The 16218-nt window shown below is 70.9% G+C and carries 13 protein-coding genes and 3 pseudogenes; 4 read left to right on the top strand and 12 right to left on the bottom strand.

The window, feature by feature from the left end:
- Nucleotide 1: 1 nt before the first annotated feature.
- The 4 genes and pseudogenes from B1L11_RS13655 to B1L11_RS13665 all read right to left on the bottom strand — a co-directional run bounded on the left by B1L11_RS13655 (nucleotide 2) and on the right by B1L11_RS13665 (nucleotide 3139).
- A complete protein-coding gene (locus B1L11_RS13655) occupies nucleotides 2-685 on the bottom strand; it encodes a sulfotransferase (RefSeq protein WP_372974671.1) in 684 nt (227 codons plus the stop codon).
- Nucleotides 686-810: 125 nt separating this feature from the next.
- Nucleotides 811-1185 (bottom strand): annotated as a pseudogene (locus tag B1L11_RS53950) (sulfotransferase); the annotation flags it as partial.
- Nucleotides 1173-2294 carry an SDR family oxidoreductase gene (locus tag B1L11_RS13660; protein WP_306291656.1) on the bottom strand — a complete coding sequence of 374 codons (1122 nt, stop codon included), beginning with the start codon at nucleotides 2292-2294 and terminating at the stop codon, nucleotides 1173-1175. The pseudogene B1L11_RS53950 and the gene B1L11_RS13660, both read right to left, overlap by 13 nt.
- A complete protein-coding gene (locus B1L11_RS13665) occupies nucleotides 2201-3139 on the bottom strand; it encodes a hypothetical protein (protein ID WP_218671093.1) in 939 nt (312 codons plus the stop codon). Before B1L11_RS13665 ends, B1L11_RS13660 begins: the two co-directional genes overlap by 94 nt.
- Nucleotides 3140-3225: 86 nt before the next feature.
- Here B1L11_RS13665 and B1L11_RS48225 point away from each other — a divergent pair, with 86 nt between their 5' ends.
- Both B1L11_RS48225 and B1L11_RS13670 read left to right on the top strand, forming a co-directional pair.
- A complete protein-coding gene (locus B1L11_RS48225; RefSeq protein ID WP_218671094.1) occupies nucleotides 3226-3651 on the top strand; it encodes a helix-turn-helix domain-containing protein in 426 nt (141 codons plus the stop codon).
- Entirely contained in the window at nucleotides 3552-4172 is a 621-nt protein-coding gene (locus B1L11_RS13670) for a hypothetical protein (RefSeq protein WP_218671107.1), read from the top strand. The genes B1L11_RS48225 and B1L11_RS13670 overlap by 100 nt, the downstream gene beginning before the upstream one ends.
- Nucleotides 4173-4295: 123 nt before the next feature.
- On the opposite strand, the pseudogene B1L11_RS53955 reads toward B1L11_RS13670, so the two are convergent.
- The 3 genes and pseudogenes from B1L11_RS53955 to B1L11_RS13685 all read right to left on the bottom strand — a co-directional run.
- Nucleotides 4296-4628, bottom strand: a pseudogene (locus B1L11_RS53955) (nuclear transport factor 2 family protein); the annotation flags it as partial.
- A gap of 92 nt (nucleotides 4629-4720) precedes the next feature.
- A complete protein-coding gene (locus tag B1L11_RS13680) occupies nucleotides 4721-5596 on the bottom strand; it encodes a TIGR03619 family F420-dependent LLM class oxidoreductase (protein WP_079314822.1) in 876 nt (291 codons plus the stop codon).
- Nucleotides 5597-5650: 54 nt separating this feature from the next.
- Entirely contained in the window at nucleotides 5651-5926 is a 276-nt protein-coding gene (locus B1L11_RS13685) for a DUF6343 family protein (protein WP_079314823.1), read from the bottom strand.
- A gap of 230 nt (nucleotides 5927-6156) precedes the next feature.
- On the opposite strand from B1L11_RS13685, the gene B1L11_RS13690 reads away from it, so the two are divergent.
- A complete protein-coding gene (locus tag B1L11_RS13690; RefSeq protein ID WP_256862513.1) occupies nucleotides 6157-6969 on the top strand; it encodes an SAM-dependent methyltransferase in 813 nt (270 codons plus the stop codon).
- A gap of 102 nt (nucleotides 6970-7071) precedes the next feature.
- Here the strand turns inward: B1L11_RS13690 and B1L11_RS13695 are convergent, their stop codons facing one another.
- The 5 genes and pseudogenes from B1L11_RS13695 to B1L11_RS13710 form a co-directional block, all read right to left on the bottom strand.
- Entirely contained in the window at nucleotides 7072-8097 is a 1026-nt protein-coding gene (locus B1L11_RS13695; RefSeq protein ID WP_306291650.1) for an ROK family protein, read from the bottom strand.
- A gap of 86 nt (nucleotides 8098-8183) precedes the next feature.
- Nucleotides 8184-8318, bottom strand: a pseudogene (locus B1L11_RS53960) (sugar kinase); the annotation flags it as partial.
- A 124-nt stretch (nucleotides 8319-8442) separates the two neighbouring features.
- The gene (locus B1L11_RS46785; protein WP_079314824.1) at nucleotides 8443-9480 is read right to left on the bottom strand and encodes a hypothetical protein; all 1038 of its coding nucleotides are present in this window, start codon (nucleotides 9478-9480) and stop codon (nucleotides 8443-8445) included.
- A gap of 828 nt (nucleotides 9481-10308) precedes the next feature.
- Nucleotides 10309-10635: a hypothetical protein gene (locus B1L11_RS13705; RefSeq protein ID WP_143737243.1), complete on the bottom strand. Its 327-nt coding sequence runs from the start codon at nucleotides 10633-10635 to the stop codon at nucleotides 10309-10311.
- Nucleotides 10636-10921: 286 nt separating this feature from the next.
- A complete protein-coding gene (locus B1L11_RS13710) occupies nucleotides 10922-11344 on the bottom strand; it encodes a YchJ family protein (protein WP_079314889.1) in 423 nt (140 codons plus the stop codon).
- 501 nt (nucleotides 11345-11845) lie between these two features.
- Here B1L11_RS13710 and B1L11_RS13715 point away from each other — a divergent pair.
- Nucleotides 11846-16189 (top strand): carbohydrate binding domain-containing protein, encoded by a 4344-nt coding sequence (locus tag B1L11_RS13715; protein WP_079314826.1) that lies wholly within the window; start codon nucleotides 11846-11848, stop codon nucleotides 16187-16189.
- Nucleotides 16190-16218 lie beyond the last annotated feature (29 nt).

Raw genomic sequence — 16218 nt, forward strand, 5'->3', positions numbered from 1 at the left:
GTCAGCGGGCGGGGCAGCCGGCGAAGCGCGCCTCGACCTCCTCGGGGGTCAGCCCGAAGCCGGACAACTCGTACCGGTGGGACGGCCGGGCCTCCCCCGAGCGGCTCTCCTCGTGCAGGCGGGCCATGGCCGTACGGGCGGCGTCGCCGAGCGGCAGCCCGAAGTGGGCGTAGACGGCCTCGACCATGCCGAGCGGGTCGCGGACGAACTCCTCGTAGCGGACGTCGAAGAACCGCGCCGGGTCGTGCCGGGCGCGGGCGGCGCGGAAGCGGTCGAGACCCCGGCTCCACAGGTCGAGCTGGTCCCGCCCGATCACGGCGCCGGTGAACGCCTCCGACCATCCGGCGGTCGCCTGCGCGGCGAGGCTGCACATCGACGCCATGGAGGTGACCGGGTCGCGGTGGGTCTGGACGACCAGCGCGCCGGGGTAGACCTCCATGATCGCGTCCAGGGCGAACAGGTGGCTGGGGTTCTTCAGCACCCACCTCCGGCCGGGGTCGCCCAGCCCGACGAGCTGGAGGATCCGCCGGTGCCGCCGGTAGGCGGGCGTCCAGTCCTGCGCCGCCAGCCAGGCCGAGTACGCGGGCAGGTGGGCCAGGCACTCGAAGGAGACCGACCGCATCGACTGCTGGAGCAGCCGCCAGCACTCCTCGACCATGTCCGCCGACATGTAGTGCACGCCCATGAACTCCGGATGGCGCACGTGGTGCCGCTCGTACGCGGCCTGGGCGGCCCGATACTCCGGGTCGCCCGCCCAGGTCTCGCGCGGCGCCTCGGCCGGGGCGAGTCGGTCAGCCACAGCTCCAGCCCCTGGTTGGCGGGGTCGGCGGTCAGCAGCCGGTGCAGGGCGGTGGTGCCGGTGCGCGGCAGGCCGGTGACGAAGATCGGCCGCTCGATCGGCACGGCCGTGTGCTCCGGGTGCCGCCGCCACGCCTCCTCGCACCGCAGCCGGGCGGTCAGCGCGCCGCGCAGCATCGCTCGGGCCGCCCGGGCGCCCTGCGGGGTGAGCGCCGCCTCCCGGGCGTACGACTCGAGCAGCACGCCGAGGCCGTCGAGGTAGGGATCGTCCCCGAAGTCGGTCAGCCCGGTGGTGCCGCTCGCCCAGGCGTGCAGGTCCTCGACCGTGCCGACGCCGTCGCGTCCCGTGCTCATCCGATCACCTCCCGCACGTGTCAGTGGTGCCATTCGCCGCAGTTGACGTCGAGGCACTGGCCGGTGATCGCCCGCGCGAGCGGGGACAGCAGGAACACCGCGGCGTCGGCGATCTCGTCGGGCTCGGGCAGCCTGCGCAGGTCGAGCGTGGCGGCGGTCTCGTCGTACACCTGCCGCGCGGGGACGCCGCGCCGCCGGGCCAGGGCCTCGAAGTAGCGCTTCAGGTTGTCCGCCCAGATGTAGCCGGGTGCGACGCTGTTGACCCGCACGCCGCGCGGCCCGAGCTCGGTGGCCAGGCTCTGGGCGAGGGCGAGCAGGCTCGCCTTGGCCATCTTGTAGACCCCGAAGGTGCGCCGCGAGTGCCGCAGCACCGCCGAGTTGATCATCACGACCGAGCCTGCGTTCTCGGCGAGCGCCGGCGCGAAGAGCTGGGTGAGCCGCAACGCGGCGAGCACGTTGGTCTCGAAGGCGGCGCGCACCGCGTCGAGGTCCACGTCGACGAGGTCCGTCATCGGCGGCATCGCGAAGGCGTTGTTGACCAGGCCGTCGACCCGGCCGCAGGTCTCCAGCGCCGTCGCGACCAGCCGCCGCCGCGACGCCTCGTCGGTGACGTCGGCCCGCACGGGCACGGCGCGGCGGCCGAGCGCCGCGACCTCCTCGGCCACCGCGGCCAGCCGCTCCTCGCCGCGGGCGGCCAGCACGACGTCGGCCCCGGCCGCCGCGCACCGCAGCGCCAGGCCGCGCCCCAGCCCCGGCCCGACCCCCGAGATCACCACGACCCGGTCCTTCAGCGGCATCAGCCCAGCATCCTTCGGGCGACGGCGGCCTGCCGGGCGACGATCCTGGCCGCCCACTCCCCCCGGGCCCACCCGCTGCCGGTCGTGGTAGGGCAGCCGGGACGGCAGGTCCTCGAACCGCATCACCTCCACCTCGGGGCCGTCTCCGGGTCCCAGTGGGCGGGTCAGCCGCTGCCAGCGGATCTGCAGGTAGCCGCGGCGGTGCCCGGTGCGTTCGAGCCAGTTGGCGAGCCCGGGGTCGCGCTCGCCGATCACGTAGCGGATCTTCCCGTCGGGGTCGTGGCGGGCCTGGTCGGCGGTGAGGCTGGTCTGGTGGTTGATGTAGTCCAGCGAGACGTACCACATGCTGCCGAGCTGGAACCCCTGGTAGGGCGCGACGTCGCGGCCCGCGGTGGGCACGGTGACGACCATGACCTGGTCGTCGTCGAGGTCGTAGTGGCCGACGGACGAATACTGCGTCGCGAGGCGCCGGGCGTGGGCCGCGGCTCGGTCATCGTGTTGACCGGCAGCGTGAGGTAGTGCCGCTCCGGGAACGCCAGGAACGTCCGCAGCCGCCCCAGCAGCATCTTCGCGGCCACCTCGTAGCGCCTGGCCATCCTGTCCACGGCCGGGGGCGGGGGCGCCGACCCGAGTGTGTCGGCGCGGTGGATGCGGATCTCGCCGGGCCGCTCGGCCTCCCAGTCGGAGAAGACCTCCCGCACGATCAGCATCGCCGCGCCCGTTCCCAGCGTGAAGCGGTTCGGGCCCGGCGTGGAGCGGGCCCCCGAGCCGGCCGGGCCGAAGCGCAGCTCGTACGACCCGTCCGGGGCGATCTCGATGTCGCGGTCGTCGAAGGCGGTGAGGCTGTCGGGCGACCGCGCGGGCGAGTAGTCGCCGTTGAGCACCTGGAAGCTCAGGTCGGCCGTGGTGCCGCGGCGGCCGGTGACCACGTATTCCGCGTCGTCCCGGATGTAGGCGTGGAAGTAGAGCGTGTCGGGGTTGTCCAGGCCGAGCTTGGCGTACGGGCCCGTGGAGGCGGCGAAGAAGGGGAAGTCGCGGTCGTAGGCCCACGTCATGTGCAAGGCCGCCTTGATGCCGCCCGCCAGGTAGTCGAGGCCCTCGGCCAGGTCCTGCTCGGACCGCACGTGGGGCGCGGAGCGGATGATCTCCTCGGCCTCGGCGATCGCCCGGGCGAACGGTTCCGTGGCCATCGGACTCCCTCGGTTCGCGGTACAAATATGTACCGAAGCGGTAGCCTTTTCTCATCGGAGAGTAGAACTCGTTCTAGGGGTGGTCAATGGCGGTGACGCGGCGCTCTCCGCCCGCCCGGCGGGTGGTCGCCGTGCTCGACCATCTGGTCGCGGCGGGCGGCCGCGGGCTCGGCCTGTCCGCGCTCGCCCGCGAGCTGGGCATCAGCAAGCCCACGTGCCTGGGCATCCTCACCGAACTGGTCGCCGCCGGCTATCTCGTGCGCGACCCCGCCACGCTGACGTACGGCCTCGGTCCCGCGCTGATCGCGGCGGGAAGGGCGGCGCGGCGCGGTTTCCTGGCCGGCGACGTGGCCCGGCGTCACCTGGAGCCGCTGGCCGAGCGGTATCACGCCACCTGCACCGCTTCGGCGTCGTGGGCGACGAGATCATGGTGCTCGACGCGGTCGTGCCGCCCGGCGCCCCGCCGGTCAGGGTGGGCGAGCGCTACCCGTTCGCGCCGCCCGTCGGGCTGATGTACGTGCTGTGGGGACCCGACCGGGAACTGGAGCGCTGGCTGGCCAGGGAGCCGACGCTGCCGGTGCGGATGGACCGCGAGCACCTGCGCGCGGTCGTCGAGCAGTGCCGGGCGGCGGGATATCTCGTGGAGAGCCTCACCCCCGCCGGGATGCGACTGCACTCCCTCATGGCCGGGGTGGCGGCGTACGAGCTGCCGCGGGAGGTGCGCGCCCTGGTCGGCGAGATGGTGTCGAGCCTGGGCGAGCGCGTCTATCTCCGCGCGGGCCTCAACCCGCGGAAGAAGCACCCGGTCAACCTCGTCGCCGCGCCCGCCTACGGCCCCGGCGGTGAACAGGAACTCGTTCTCACCCTGCACGTCGGCGCTTCCGTCACCGGCGCGGAGATCGCCCGGCGCGGCGCCGCCCTGGTGGCAGCGGCCGACGCCGTCACCGCGGAACTCGGCGGCGCGGTTCCGGACAGACCTGCGGCGCGACCCGGCTCCGGGAAGGTCAGCACGCGGCCCAGCGGTTCGCGGTGAACCGCAGGCTGGGCAGGTCGTCGAGGGACACCGTGTACTCGTACGTCCGGCGGTAGCCGTGCCGCTGATCCGCCAGCGCCCGTCGGAGCAGCGCCGGTAGGTGTCCTCGTAGTAGGCGGATCCGCGGATCATCAGGCGATGGCGCGGGATGAGGACGGTGTCGTCGAGGCACCAGGTGCCCCTCGCGTCGTCGCCGTCGATCTCGATCTCGGGGTGACCGGCGAGGTGCGTCGTGATCACCTCCGGCCCCAGGCTGGCGCGCATGTAGCCGACGATGGCCTCACGCCCGTCGAACCGCAGCGGGTCGCCGGCGACCGGATTGTCGTAGGCCGCCACGGCGTCGCCGGTCAGCGTGTCGGCGAAGTCGTCCCAGCGCTTGAGGTCCAGACAGCGCAGGTAGCGGTACTTGGTCTGGCGGATCTCCTCCAGCGCGATCAGATCCATGCGCCCCAGCATGCGCGACCCCGGGGGCCGCTGACAAGAACGCGTTCTACTCCGGCCGCCCTGGAAGACCGCGGCCGGTCCACTCTCCGGGAGATCCCGGGGCGCTAGGCGACCTTGGCGATCACCGCCTCGGCGAAGCGCTCCAGGTGCTCGATCTTCCGGCTCAGCGGCTCGGTGTCGGGCCCCTTCACGTACGGCCTGCGGAAGCCGACGATCACGTCGGTGACACCCTTGTCGGCCAGCCGCTTCACGCCGTCCACGCTGTAGGCGTCGGGAGAGATGACGTGGATCTCGAAGGGCCGGTCGGCGGTGCCCTCCTCTGCGCGCAGCGCGGCGAGCCTGGCGAGCAGCGCGTCCAGTTCCGCGGGATCTCCCCCGCCGTGCATCCAGCCGTCCCCGAGCCTGGCGGCTCGGCGCAGCGCCCCCTCGCTGTGCCCGCCGACCAGGATCGGGACCGGCTCGGCCGGGACCGGGGACATCTTGACCGGCGGCAGATCGTAGAACTCGCCGTGGTATTCGAAGTAGCCGCCGCGCGTCAGGCCGCGGACGATCTCGATGGCCTCGTCCATCCGCCTGCCCCGCCGCGCCCACGGCACGCCCGTCACGGCGTAGTCCTCCGGCCAGGGGCTCAGCCCGACACCGAGGCCGAGCCGCCCGCCGGTGAGCCAGGCGACGGAGGCGGCCTGCTTCGCCACCAGCACCGGGGGACGCACCGTGAGCTTGAGGACGAACGGCGTGAACCGGATCGTCGACGTCACCGCCCCCATCGCCGCGATGAGGACGAACGTCTCGATGAAGCTCTTGTCCTCCAGGAACTCCCGGTCTCCGTCCGCCGTGTACGGATACCTCGCGTCCGACTCCCGGGGGTAGACCAGGGAGTCGGCCACGCTCATGCTCGCGTATCCGGCCGCCTCCGCGGCCCGGGCGAGCGGCAGGTAGTACGACGGGTCGGTCATGGCCTCGGCGTAGGTGAAACGCATACCCGGAGCGTACGAGAACGCGTTCTATTTTTGAATGCCCCGCTCGGCCTTTCCTCATCGCCCGGCGCGGCGGCGGACCAGCACGACGAAGTCGGCCGCGGCGACGATCGCGAGCACGGTCGCGACGACGGCCGGCACGACCAGCCCCGCCGCGTACCCCGTGATGGCGATGAAGCCGCAGACGACCAGCCCGAAGACGGCCAGCACCATCCGCAGGCCGAGGGCGCTGCGCGGCGGTTCGGACGTCGGGGAGAACACCGACCAGAACCGGTCGCGTGGCGACGAGGAGCCGGGCGGAGAGCCGGTCCGCCCGTGGCGACGCTTCTCCATGCCGTCACCTCCCTCCCATATCGAGCCCTACCCACTCGGGCCCGTACCAGGTGCGCTCCCGGCGGAAGCGCTCGACCGACTCGTGGAGGCGGGCCTGGTGGCGGTCGACAGGGGGGACATCCGACATTGCCGCTTGTCGGATCAGACGGTCAGAAACGACACTCCAGTCCCTAGGATGGTCGTAGTCCCAGCTATGACACAGACCGGACCCGAGCAGTGGAGGGCAGAGCGTGCACGAGGAGCAGGCTCCCGCCTGGGTGGTGGACCCCGGCAGGCCGAGCGTGGCCCGGATGTACGACTACTACCTGGGCGGCAAGGACAACTTCGCGGCCGACCGCGAAGCCGCGGAGAAGATCATCTCGATCCTGCCCAACGCCCGCGAGGTCGCGCGGACCAACCGCGCCTTCCTCGTGCGGGCCGTACGGCATCTGGCGCACTCGGGCATCCGGCAGTTCCTCGACATCGGCACCGGCCTGCCCACGCAGGAGAACGTCCACCAGGTGGCGCAGGCCGTGGCGCCGGAGTCCCGGGTCGTCTACGTCGACAACGACCCGATCGTGCTCGCCCACGCACGCGCCCTGCTCGCCGACAACCCCCGGTCGATCGTGATCGACGGCGACATGCGGAAACCGGAGTCGATCCTCGGCCACCCCGGCGTCCGCACCCACCTCGACTTCACCCGGCCGGTCGCGTTGATCATGCTGGCCGTCCTCCACTTCGTGACCGACGACGCGGAGGCGGCGCACGTCGTCGGCGCGTTCCGCAAGCCGCTCGTCCCGGGCAGTCACCTCGTGATCTCCCACATCACCCGGGGCGACCTGGACGAGGACGCGGTCAGGCGGGGCCGCGACGTCTACACCGCGACAACCGCGGGCGGCATCGTGCCCCGCACCGCGGCCCAGGTCCTGGGCTTCCTCGACGGCCTCCACGTGCTGGAGCCCGGCGTCGTGCCGCTGCACCGGTGGCGGCCCGACACCGTCGAACCCGAATGGAACGGCGTGCCGGGAGGCGACATCCTGGGCGGAGTCGGGCTCGTCACCTGAGGCAACCGCACGGGAGACCTCACTGGCGTCGATCCGAGACGTTCGCCGGCCGCCGAGTCGCGTAGTTGAATCGTGCCGCCTGAATCCCATGCCGACGTGCCCTCAGAGCGCCAGCGCGCGCCTCCGGGGCGCCGCCCGGTGTGCCGTACGACGCCGCATCTCGGCGAGCACCTCCAGGGGGTTGGCCAGGAGCCTGGAGAAGGCCAGCTCCGCGGCGCCGACCAGCGTGACGTCGTCGCCGAGCGCCGACACCCGCAGCCGCACCTGCTCGCGGGAGATCACCATGGCGTTCGCCTCGACCCTGCGCCCGACCTGCGCCGCCGAGCCCGGGTACACGTCCCGCAGCATCCCTCCGAAGATCACCATGCCGGGGTTGAAGAGGTTGATGAGGTTCGCCACGCCGATGCCCAGCCAGTCGCCGATCCGGTGCAGCGCCTCCTCGGCCGCCGCGTCCCCGCGTCCGGCGGCCTCCACCACGGCGCGTACGCCCTCACGACCGCTCAGCTCGCCAGAGCGGCCCGCGGCCTCGATCAGGGCGTGCTCGCCGACCTCCGCCTCCAGGCAGCCACGCGAGCCGCACATGCAGGGCCGCCCGTCGTACGGGTTCACCATCATGTGCCCCAGCTCGCACCCGTAGCCGCCGTCGCCGCCGAGCAACTTGCCGCCGACGATGATCCCGCCGCCCACGCCGACGTCGCCGTGCAGGTAGATCAGGTTGTCGAAGCCGCGGCCCACGCCGCGGTCGCGCTCGGCCAGCGCGCCCAGGTGGGCCTCGTTGCCCACGAGCACCGGGAGCCCCAGGCGGGAGCCGAGCTCGACGCCGAACGCCTGGTCCACCCACCCCACGTAGGGTCCGTACCGCACCGTGCCGTCGTCGGGCCTGATCATCCCGCAGTAGGCCGCGCCGACCCCCACGCACCACCGAGCCCGGCCGGCGCCGCGCCGCAGCTCGCGGCCGAAGCCCGCGAGCACGCCGACGACGTCCTCCAGGTCCGCGCCCGCGCGGGGCCTGACCGCCTCACGGCGGTCGAGGATCTCACCGCCCAGTCCCACCCGGGCCGCGACCAGGCGGTCGACCCGGACGTCGAAGGCCAGCACGTGCGCCCGGTCGCGCTCCGGGCGGACCACCAGCGACGGCGGCCCGCCTTGCCGGTGTCTCCGGGCAGCTCCTCGCTGACCAGGCCCGCCGCGGACAGCTCGGCGGTCAGCGCCATGATGGTGCTGCGGTTCAGGCCCATCCGGTCGGCCAGCTCCGAACGGGACAGCGCGCCGGACAGGTGCACGTGCCGCAGCAGATCGCCCAGGTTGCGCCGGCGCATCTCCTCTTGGGACCGACCGGCTTTCGACATGGTGCGCAAATCCTGACGACTCGGAGGAATTCCTCGTTGGCGGGCCGTGGACAGGAGGACAGGGCCGTGACCCCTTCCTCATCTTGAGATTACCAACCGAGGCGTCCGCGGCGGAGCCCCGCGTTCACGGGGTCGCCCCCTCGCCCTGATCCCCCGACACCGGCAGGCGAAGCAACGAGCTTTTGAGCCCGGCCCAGCGCCGCATCTCCTCCGCCAGGGCGGCGGACGCGACGTGCGGCACGAAAGGCTGCACGAGGTGGATCTGGTTGCGCAGGCGGCGGGACAACCGCACGTCATCGGGGGTCAGGGGCCGCTCCGTGCACAGCCGCACGGCGTCGGCGAAGGTGGTCGTCGCCGCCAGCCACCGCTCCACGGCGTCGTCCATCGTCGGCAGCCCATCGGAGATGCCCGGCTCGCGTGCCTTCGCAAGCGCGGTGATCAGGTTGACGGCCGCCTCGTCCGGGGCGTCGACTCCCCGCTGCGCCGCGTGCCGGTCGAGGTCCATCCCGAGCCGCCGCCACCGTACGTTCTCCGTGGGGGTACCACCGGTGCGGCGTGCGACCGTACCGCGGAGACAGGCCCACCAATCGGCGCGCTCGCGTTCCCCTCCGGGTTCGCGCCTGTCCAGCCAGGCGACCAGCTCCCGCTCCGGCAACGTCAGCAGGTGATCGGAGTAGCTCCTGAACGCCTGCTCACGTCCCTCGAAGGACCGCCACGAATACCGGTGTCCCGGCCCGAGCATCTTGAGCACGGTGCCCGAGGGTTCATCCCACTCCTCCGGGTCGGTCACCGCGATGATCCCCATCCCCGATGTCGGCTCCCAGTAATCGACGCAGCCCTCGTTGTAGGTGGGGCGCTCTTCCAGCGTGAACCCGCGGGCCTCCACGGCGGCGCGCAGTTCACCGACGTAGAGCCTGGAGCGGAAACCGCCGTAGCGGCCGAGCAGGGCGGCCGGCATGTCTTGGCGGGTGAGGTCCGGGAGCCGGTGCGCCTGCGCGCCGAAGTAGACGACGCTCCAGTCGTCCTGGGGCCGATCCCGCAACCAGCCGAACTCGACCAGGCCGAAGTCGGAGATCACCCCCGACGGGGCCTCGAACGTGCAGTCGCGCCCGAGCACCTCCTCGACCTCGTCCAGGCGACTGGTGTGGTCGAGGCCGAGCACGTTGCGGGGCCAGGGCCCGCATCGCCGCGGGCCGTACGGCCCTCGCCGGGCGGGTGAGGGCTACCGGTGGGGCGGTCGGGAGACGGGTGGCACCGGGCGGGGCGCGGGCGCCGGCCGCGGGACAGCGCGCCCGCGGTTCGGCGCCGCCTGGAGACCGGCCCCCCGCCGACCCGGAGAGACGGCCGCATGCCGAGACGCCGCCCCCGCACGATTCGCCGCTCCCTCTCGGGCCGCCGCTCCCGCTCGGGTCGACGCTCTCGCTCTGGGCGACGCCTGCGGGGCCGGGTTCGGCACGGGCGAAGCGCTCACGTAGGGCGTGCCGAGCGCCTGCGCGATGTCACACGCCCGGTTGCCCCTGCACATCGCGTTCTGGATGCCGGTCCCGCCGTTCGCGACGTTGATGGTGATCTGCTGCGTCCCACGGTTGGTCGTGGGACTCGAGGCGGTGAGCCCGGGCTGGGCGTCCCCGTCGGCCGCACGGCCCGGGGCCCGGACTCCTGGTGGCGTGGCGTCTCCCGCCCGTGCGTGCGCGTGGCCCCGGCGGCAGGGCCGGCGACGGCCAGCGCCGCCACGACCGACGCGCAGGCGAGGAGACCAAGAGCGATCTTCCTCGTGGCCGTCCCGCCGTACCATTCACACTTCATCGCGCGCTCCCGCCAGTCGCCGCCGCAATGCTCCGGGCGGCCCCTTTTCGCCCAGGCCTTTTCAGGCTAGTGACCCACCGGTTTCCCGCGCCCGGCGCGCGCGGCGTCTTACGGCTTCATTGCCATATCAGTCAGCGCGACCCCGCATTCGTGGAATCGACGGCCCGCGGGTATTCGACCGCGATCACCAGCCATTGGCGTTGATGGGCATGTTCTGCCAGATCTTGCACTTCCTCGGGCCGGGACCGCAGAAGGCGCCCTGGGTGCTGATGCGCCCGCCATTCGTGATGCCGGTCTGCTGCTGGCCGATCATGAAGGTCGGGGCGAACACGCCGTTGAGATTCTGGTTGAACTTGCCGTTGCCCGAATGGAACTGCCGCGCCGTGGCCGTCCCGCCCGCCGCCACCTGGCCCCCGCCGCCCCCGTGGCCGGTGACGACCCTCATCGGAGCACCGCGCAGGGACTGCGCGCTCGCCTCCTGGGCCGCGGCACTCCACGCGACCGCGACCACGAGAGTGGCCAGCGTCAGGCGACGGGCCGTCAGAACCCGAAACGGCCGGGAGCGGAACGTGCAGCGGCGAGACATCGTGGAACGCACCTACCTACCAAGGCCATGCGGCAATGGGCTTTCGTCGCGGACATAAGCAACGTTGGCCTCATACCCAACGCCATGGCCTCAGCCCCGCTCATGCCAAGCGCGGCATGGATGATGACGCATTTTTTGTCGTTATGCCTTCCGGCCGGACATCATGCGTTAATGCCTTCAAATGCCACTATCGGCATAAATTTCGCAGGGCTCAGCCGATGGCGTCGAGATAGACCCAGGCGCCTTCGTAGCGGACGAAGCGGCTCTGCTCGCGCATCTCGCCAGGCTGTCCCCGATAGGCGTACCGGGCGCGGAAGGTGACGGTGCCGTCCGTGTGGATCGGGCTCCCGCCGGTGACCGCCTCGATCTCCAGCCCGGTCCACCGCATGCCCTGCTCGAACTCGACCCGCGCCGGACGGGTGGAGGGGTGCCAGGTCCGCAGCAGGTATGCCTCGTCCTCGACGGCGAACGCGGAGAAGCGCGAGCGCATCAGGGCCTCGGCCGTCGGCGCGGCCTGTCCCGCGTGGAACCGGCCGCAGCAGTCGCCGTAGACGGCCGGCAGGCCGCAGGGACAGGGCTCGCGGCGCGCGGCGCACGACGGGAACGAGAGGTACGGCTCACCCCGCGAGGCTATCGCTCCCGGCCGAGCGCCCGCTCCGCCCTCCCAGCCCCTCACACAGACCGGGCAGACCGCCCTCCCCGCCCCTCGCACAGATCGTTCGGACGTCACCCGAGGACATTCCGGCCCGACCGAATCCCGCGAGCACGCATTCTTTCCAGGCGACGCCGAACAATATTTCTGAAACTTGCTGCAAGGTATTGCACGACTCAGGTCCGGTGAGTAACTTCCAGGCAACACCTGGGAAACCTGACGGAGGCCCCGATGGTGTGCCCCTCTCCCCGCGGCGCGAGGGCGCCGCCCCACCTCGTCCGTGTCCGGCTCCCGCGTGACGTCCGGCCCTCCGCCGGCTCCGGCCGTCGGCCCGACCCTGGCCGCGACCGCCCGGGAGACCCCCTGCGAACCCGCAGCATCCGTACGCCCGCAAGCAGGCGTACCTCATGGAAGCGGGCCGGGTGTTGACGCCACCCGGCCGCCTTCACGGGATCCCGATCTCATGTCCAGGAGACCCGCTCTATGAGACTGTACAAAGCGATCGTCGTGGGCGCGCTGACCGCGACCACGGCGACCGGCACCGCGGTGGCGCTGCCCGCGCTCACCGAGACCGCCGCCGGCGCCGCCTCCGGCCCCGGCGTGACCGCCAACCTGTGGAACTGGAACTGGAAGTCGGTGGCCAAGGAGTGCACCGACGTCCTCGGCCCGGCCGGATACGGGTCGGTGCAGGTGTCCCCGCCCGCCGACTCCATGTCCAAGGGCGGCTCGGTGTGGTGGGACGTCTACCAGCCCGCCCGATACGTGCTGACCAGCAAGTTCGGCGACGAGACCGCCTTCAGGAACATGGTCGGCGCCTGTCACGCCGCGGGTGTGAAGGTCCAGGTCGACACGGTCGTCAACCACATGACCGGGCAGGGCGCCACCAGCTACGGCGGTTACAGCTTCAGCAAGTACGACTACCCCGGGCTCTACTCCTCCGGGGACTTCCACTCTCCCACCTGCGGCATCAACGACGCCGACTACGGCAACAACGCCTGGCGCGTGCAGAACTGCGAGCTCGTCGGCCTGTCCGACCTCAACACCGGCTCCGACTACGTGCGAGGCCAGATCGCCGCGTACATGAACAAGCTGACCGACCTGGGCGTCGACGGCTTCCGCATCGACGCCGCCAAGCACATCAGCCCAGACGACCTCGGGGCGATCAAGTCGAGGCTCAAGGGCTCGCCCTACATCCACCAGGAGGTCATCTACGGCCAGGGCGAGGCGGTCCAGCCGAGCCAGTACACGGGCATCGGCGACGTGGACGAGTTCGTCTACGGCCGCAAGCTCAAGGAGCAGTTCACCGGCCAGATCAAGTGGCTGCAGAGCTTCGGCCAGAGCTGGGGCCTGTCGGTGGGCAGCGACAAGGCCATGGTGTTCGTCGACAACCACGACACCGAGCGCAACGGGTCCACCCTCAACTACAAGAACGGCGCCGCCTACACGCTGGCCAACGTCTTCATGCTGGCCTGGCCGTACGGCAAGCCCAGCGTCTACTCCTCCTTCACGTGGAGCGACGGCGAGGCCGGGCCGCCCTCGGCCAACGGCGGGTTCGTCACCGACACCGACTGCTCCAACGGCCGGTGGACCTGCTTCGACCGTCAGATGGCCGGGATGGTGGGCTTCTACAACACGGTCGCCGGGACCTCGGTCGGCAACTGGACCGACAACGGCGGCAACCTGATCGCCTTCAGCCGCGGCGACAAGGGCTGGGTGGCGATCAACAACGAGAACGGCAGCGTCACCCGCACCTTCACCACCGGCCTGCCCGCCGGCACGTACCCGAACGTCGCGGGCGGCGGCTCGGTGACGGTGAACCCCGGCGGAACGGCGTCGGTCACCGTCCCGGCCAAGAGCGCCGTCGCCATCCGCGTCGGCACGACGACCTCGCCGTCGCCCACGGTGACACCCACGGGCAACAGCGCCACCGTTTACTACTACACGAGCTGGAACCCGGCCAACATCCACTACGGAATCAACGGCACCTGGACCACCGTTCCCGGCGTGGCCATGGACACCGCCTGCACCGGCTGGAAGAAGAAGACCGTCGACCTCGGCGCGGCCACCAGCTTCCAGGTCGTCTTCAACAACGGCTCCGGCACCTGGGACAACAACCAGGGCAGGAACTACACCATCGGCACCGGCACCACCGTCGTCCAGAACGGTGTGGTCACCGGCAACGCCCCCGACCCCTGCGTGACGGCCTCGCCGTCGCCTTCCCCCTCACCGTCGAGTGGAGGCAAGGCGACCGTCTTCTACTACAAGAAGACCAGGGGCTGGAACTCCGTGAAGATCCACTACCAGCCCACCGGCGGCTCGTGGACGACGGTCCCGGGCATCGACATGGACGAGGAGACCTGCGCCGACTGGGCGAAGAAGACGGTCGACCTCGGCAGCGCGACGGGGCTCAAGGCCGCCTTCAACAACGGCACGGGCACCTGGGACAACAACAACGGCGCCGACTACGCCATCGGCCTCGGCACGACCACGGTCAAGGACGGCGTCGTACGCGCGAACGCCCCCGAGCCCTGCACGCCCGAACCGCCGGACACGACCGCGCCCAGCGTGCCCACGGGCCTGACCGCGACCGCGTCGGGCACGACCGTCACGCTCACCTGGACGGCGTCGACCGACAACGTCGGCGTCACCGGTTACGAGATCAGCCGGGCCAAGGGCGAGCAGACCCCCGTCGTCCGCTCCGCCTCCGGCACCTCGTACAAGGAGTCCGGGCTGGACGCCACGACGACCTACACCTACAAGGTGCGGGCGCTGGACGCCGCAGGCAACAAATCCGCCTACACCGACACCGTCTCGGTCACGACGGGCGACGGGCCGCCACCGGCCACCCAGGGCACCCCGCTCGGCGGCGACCCGCGCAAGGACTCCATCTACTTCGTCATGACGGCGCGCTTCTACGACGGCGACACCTCCAACGACAGGGGCGGCAGCCAGAACATCCGCTCCGGCAACGCGGCGAACAACGACCCGATGTTCCGCGGCGACTTCAAGGGACTCATCGACAAGCTCGACTACATCAAGGCCCTCGGCTTCTCCGCGATCTGGATCACCCCGGTCGTGCTCAACCGGTCCGACTACGACTACCACGGCTACCACGGCTGGGACTTCTACCGGGTGGACACCCGGCTGGAGACGCCCGGCTACACCTACCAGGACCTGATCAACAAGGCCCACGCCAAGGGCCTGAAGATCTACCAGGACGTCGTCTACAACCACAGCTCCCGTTGGGGCGCCAAGGGACTGTTCGTCCCGCCCGTCTACGGCGTGCGCGACGAGCAGTGGAAGTGGATGTACAGCGCCAAGGAGCCGGGCCGCGAGTACGACCCGATGGCCGAGCACCAGGGCGACGACCCCGGAATGACCGCCGCGCAGAACCAGATGGCCAAGGGACGGCCCTACAACGGCGACCTGTGGTCGACCGAGGAGCCGGCGGGCAACACCTGCCGCAACTGGGGAACGCCGACCCAGTACTACAGCCCCGAGGGATACCGCATCTACAACTGCCAGTGGCCGAGCCCGACCTCCGGGATGTTCCCCGCGAAGTACTACCACCAGTGCTGGATCGGCAACTGGGAGGGCGAGGACTCGCGCAGCTGCTGCCTGCACGAGGACCTGGCCGACTTCAACACCGAGAACGCCGAGGTGCAGAAGTACCTCATCGACGCCTACAACCGGTTCATCGACATGGGCGTCGACGGCTTCCGCATCGACACGGCCGTGCACATCCCCCGGGTCACCTGGAACCGCCGCTTCCTGCCGGCGATCTACGACCGCGTCAAGGAGAGGTTCGGCGAGGACAAGGCGAAGGACTTCTACGTCTTCGGCGAGGTCGCCGCGTTCGTGAACGACAAGTGGAACCGCGGCTCGGTCAACCACTCCGCGCAGTTCTACACCTGGAAGGAGCGCAAGGACTACAGCGCCGACGACGAGAAGGCCGCGATCGAGCAGTACACCTACGAGGAGCAGCTCGGCACCGGCAACCAGCCCACCAGCACCAACGCCTTCCTGAACGGCAACAGCTACCACGCGCCCGACCACTCGAAGTTCTCCGGCATGAACATCATCGACATGCGCATGCACATGAACTTCTCCGACGCGCAGAACGCCTTCAACAACGGCAAGGACTCCGACGACAGCGTCAACGACGCCACCTACAACGCCGTCTACGTCGACTCGCACGACTACGGACCCAACAAGTCGTCCAGCCGCTACGCCGGCGGCACCGACGCCTGGGCCGAGAACATGAGCCTGATGTGGACCTTCCGCGGCATCCCCACCCTCTACTACGGATCGGAGATCGAGTTCCAGAAGGGCAAGCAGATCGACTGCGGGCCCACCTGCCCGCTCGCCACGACCGGCCGCGCCTACTACGGAGACAAGATCGAGGGCACCGTCACCACGAGTGGCTACGGCGTGGTCTCCGGCGCGTCCGGCCCGGTCGCGACGACGCTGAGCCAGCCGCTGGTCAAGCACCTGCAGCGGCTCAACCAGATCCGCCGGGCCATCCCGGCGCTGCAGATGGGGCAGTACTCCACCGAGGGCGTGTCCGGCTCGATCGCCTACAAGCGCCGCTACACCAGCGGGTCCACCGACAGCTTCGTCCTGGTCACCGTCTCCTCCGGCGCCACCTTCACCGGAATCCCCAACGGGACATACGTGGACGCCGTCACCGGAGACAGGAAGACCGTCACCGGCGGAACCCTGTCGATCGACCTGAACGGCAAGGGCGACATGCGCGCCTACGTGCTCGACCTGCCCGGCAACCCGGCCCCGGGCAAGATCGGCACCGACGGCCCGTACCTCAAGTAGTCCCTTCGACAAGTCGGGGCGGGGAGCGC

It is taken from the genome of Microbispora sp. GKU 823 (assembly GCF_002027145.1).
Taxonomy (GTDB): Bacteria; Actinomycetota; Actinomycetes; order Streptosporangiales; family Streptosporangiaceae; genus Microbispora; species Microbispora siamensis.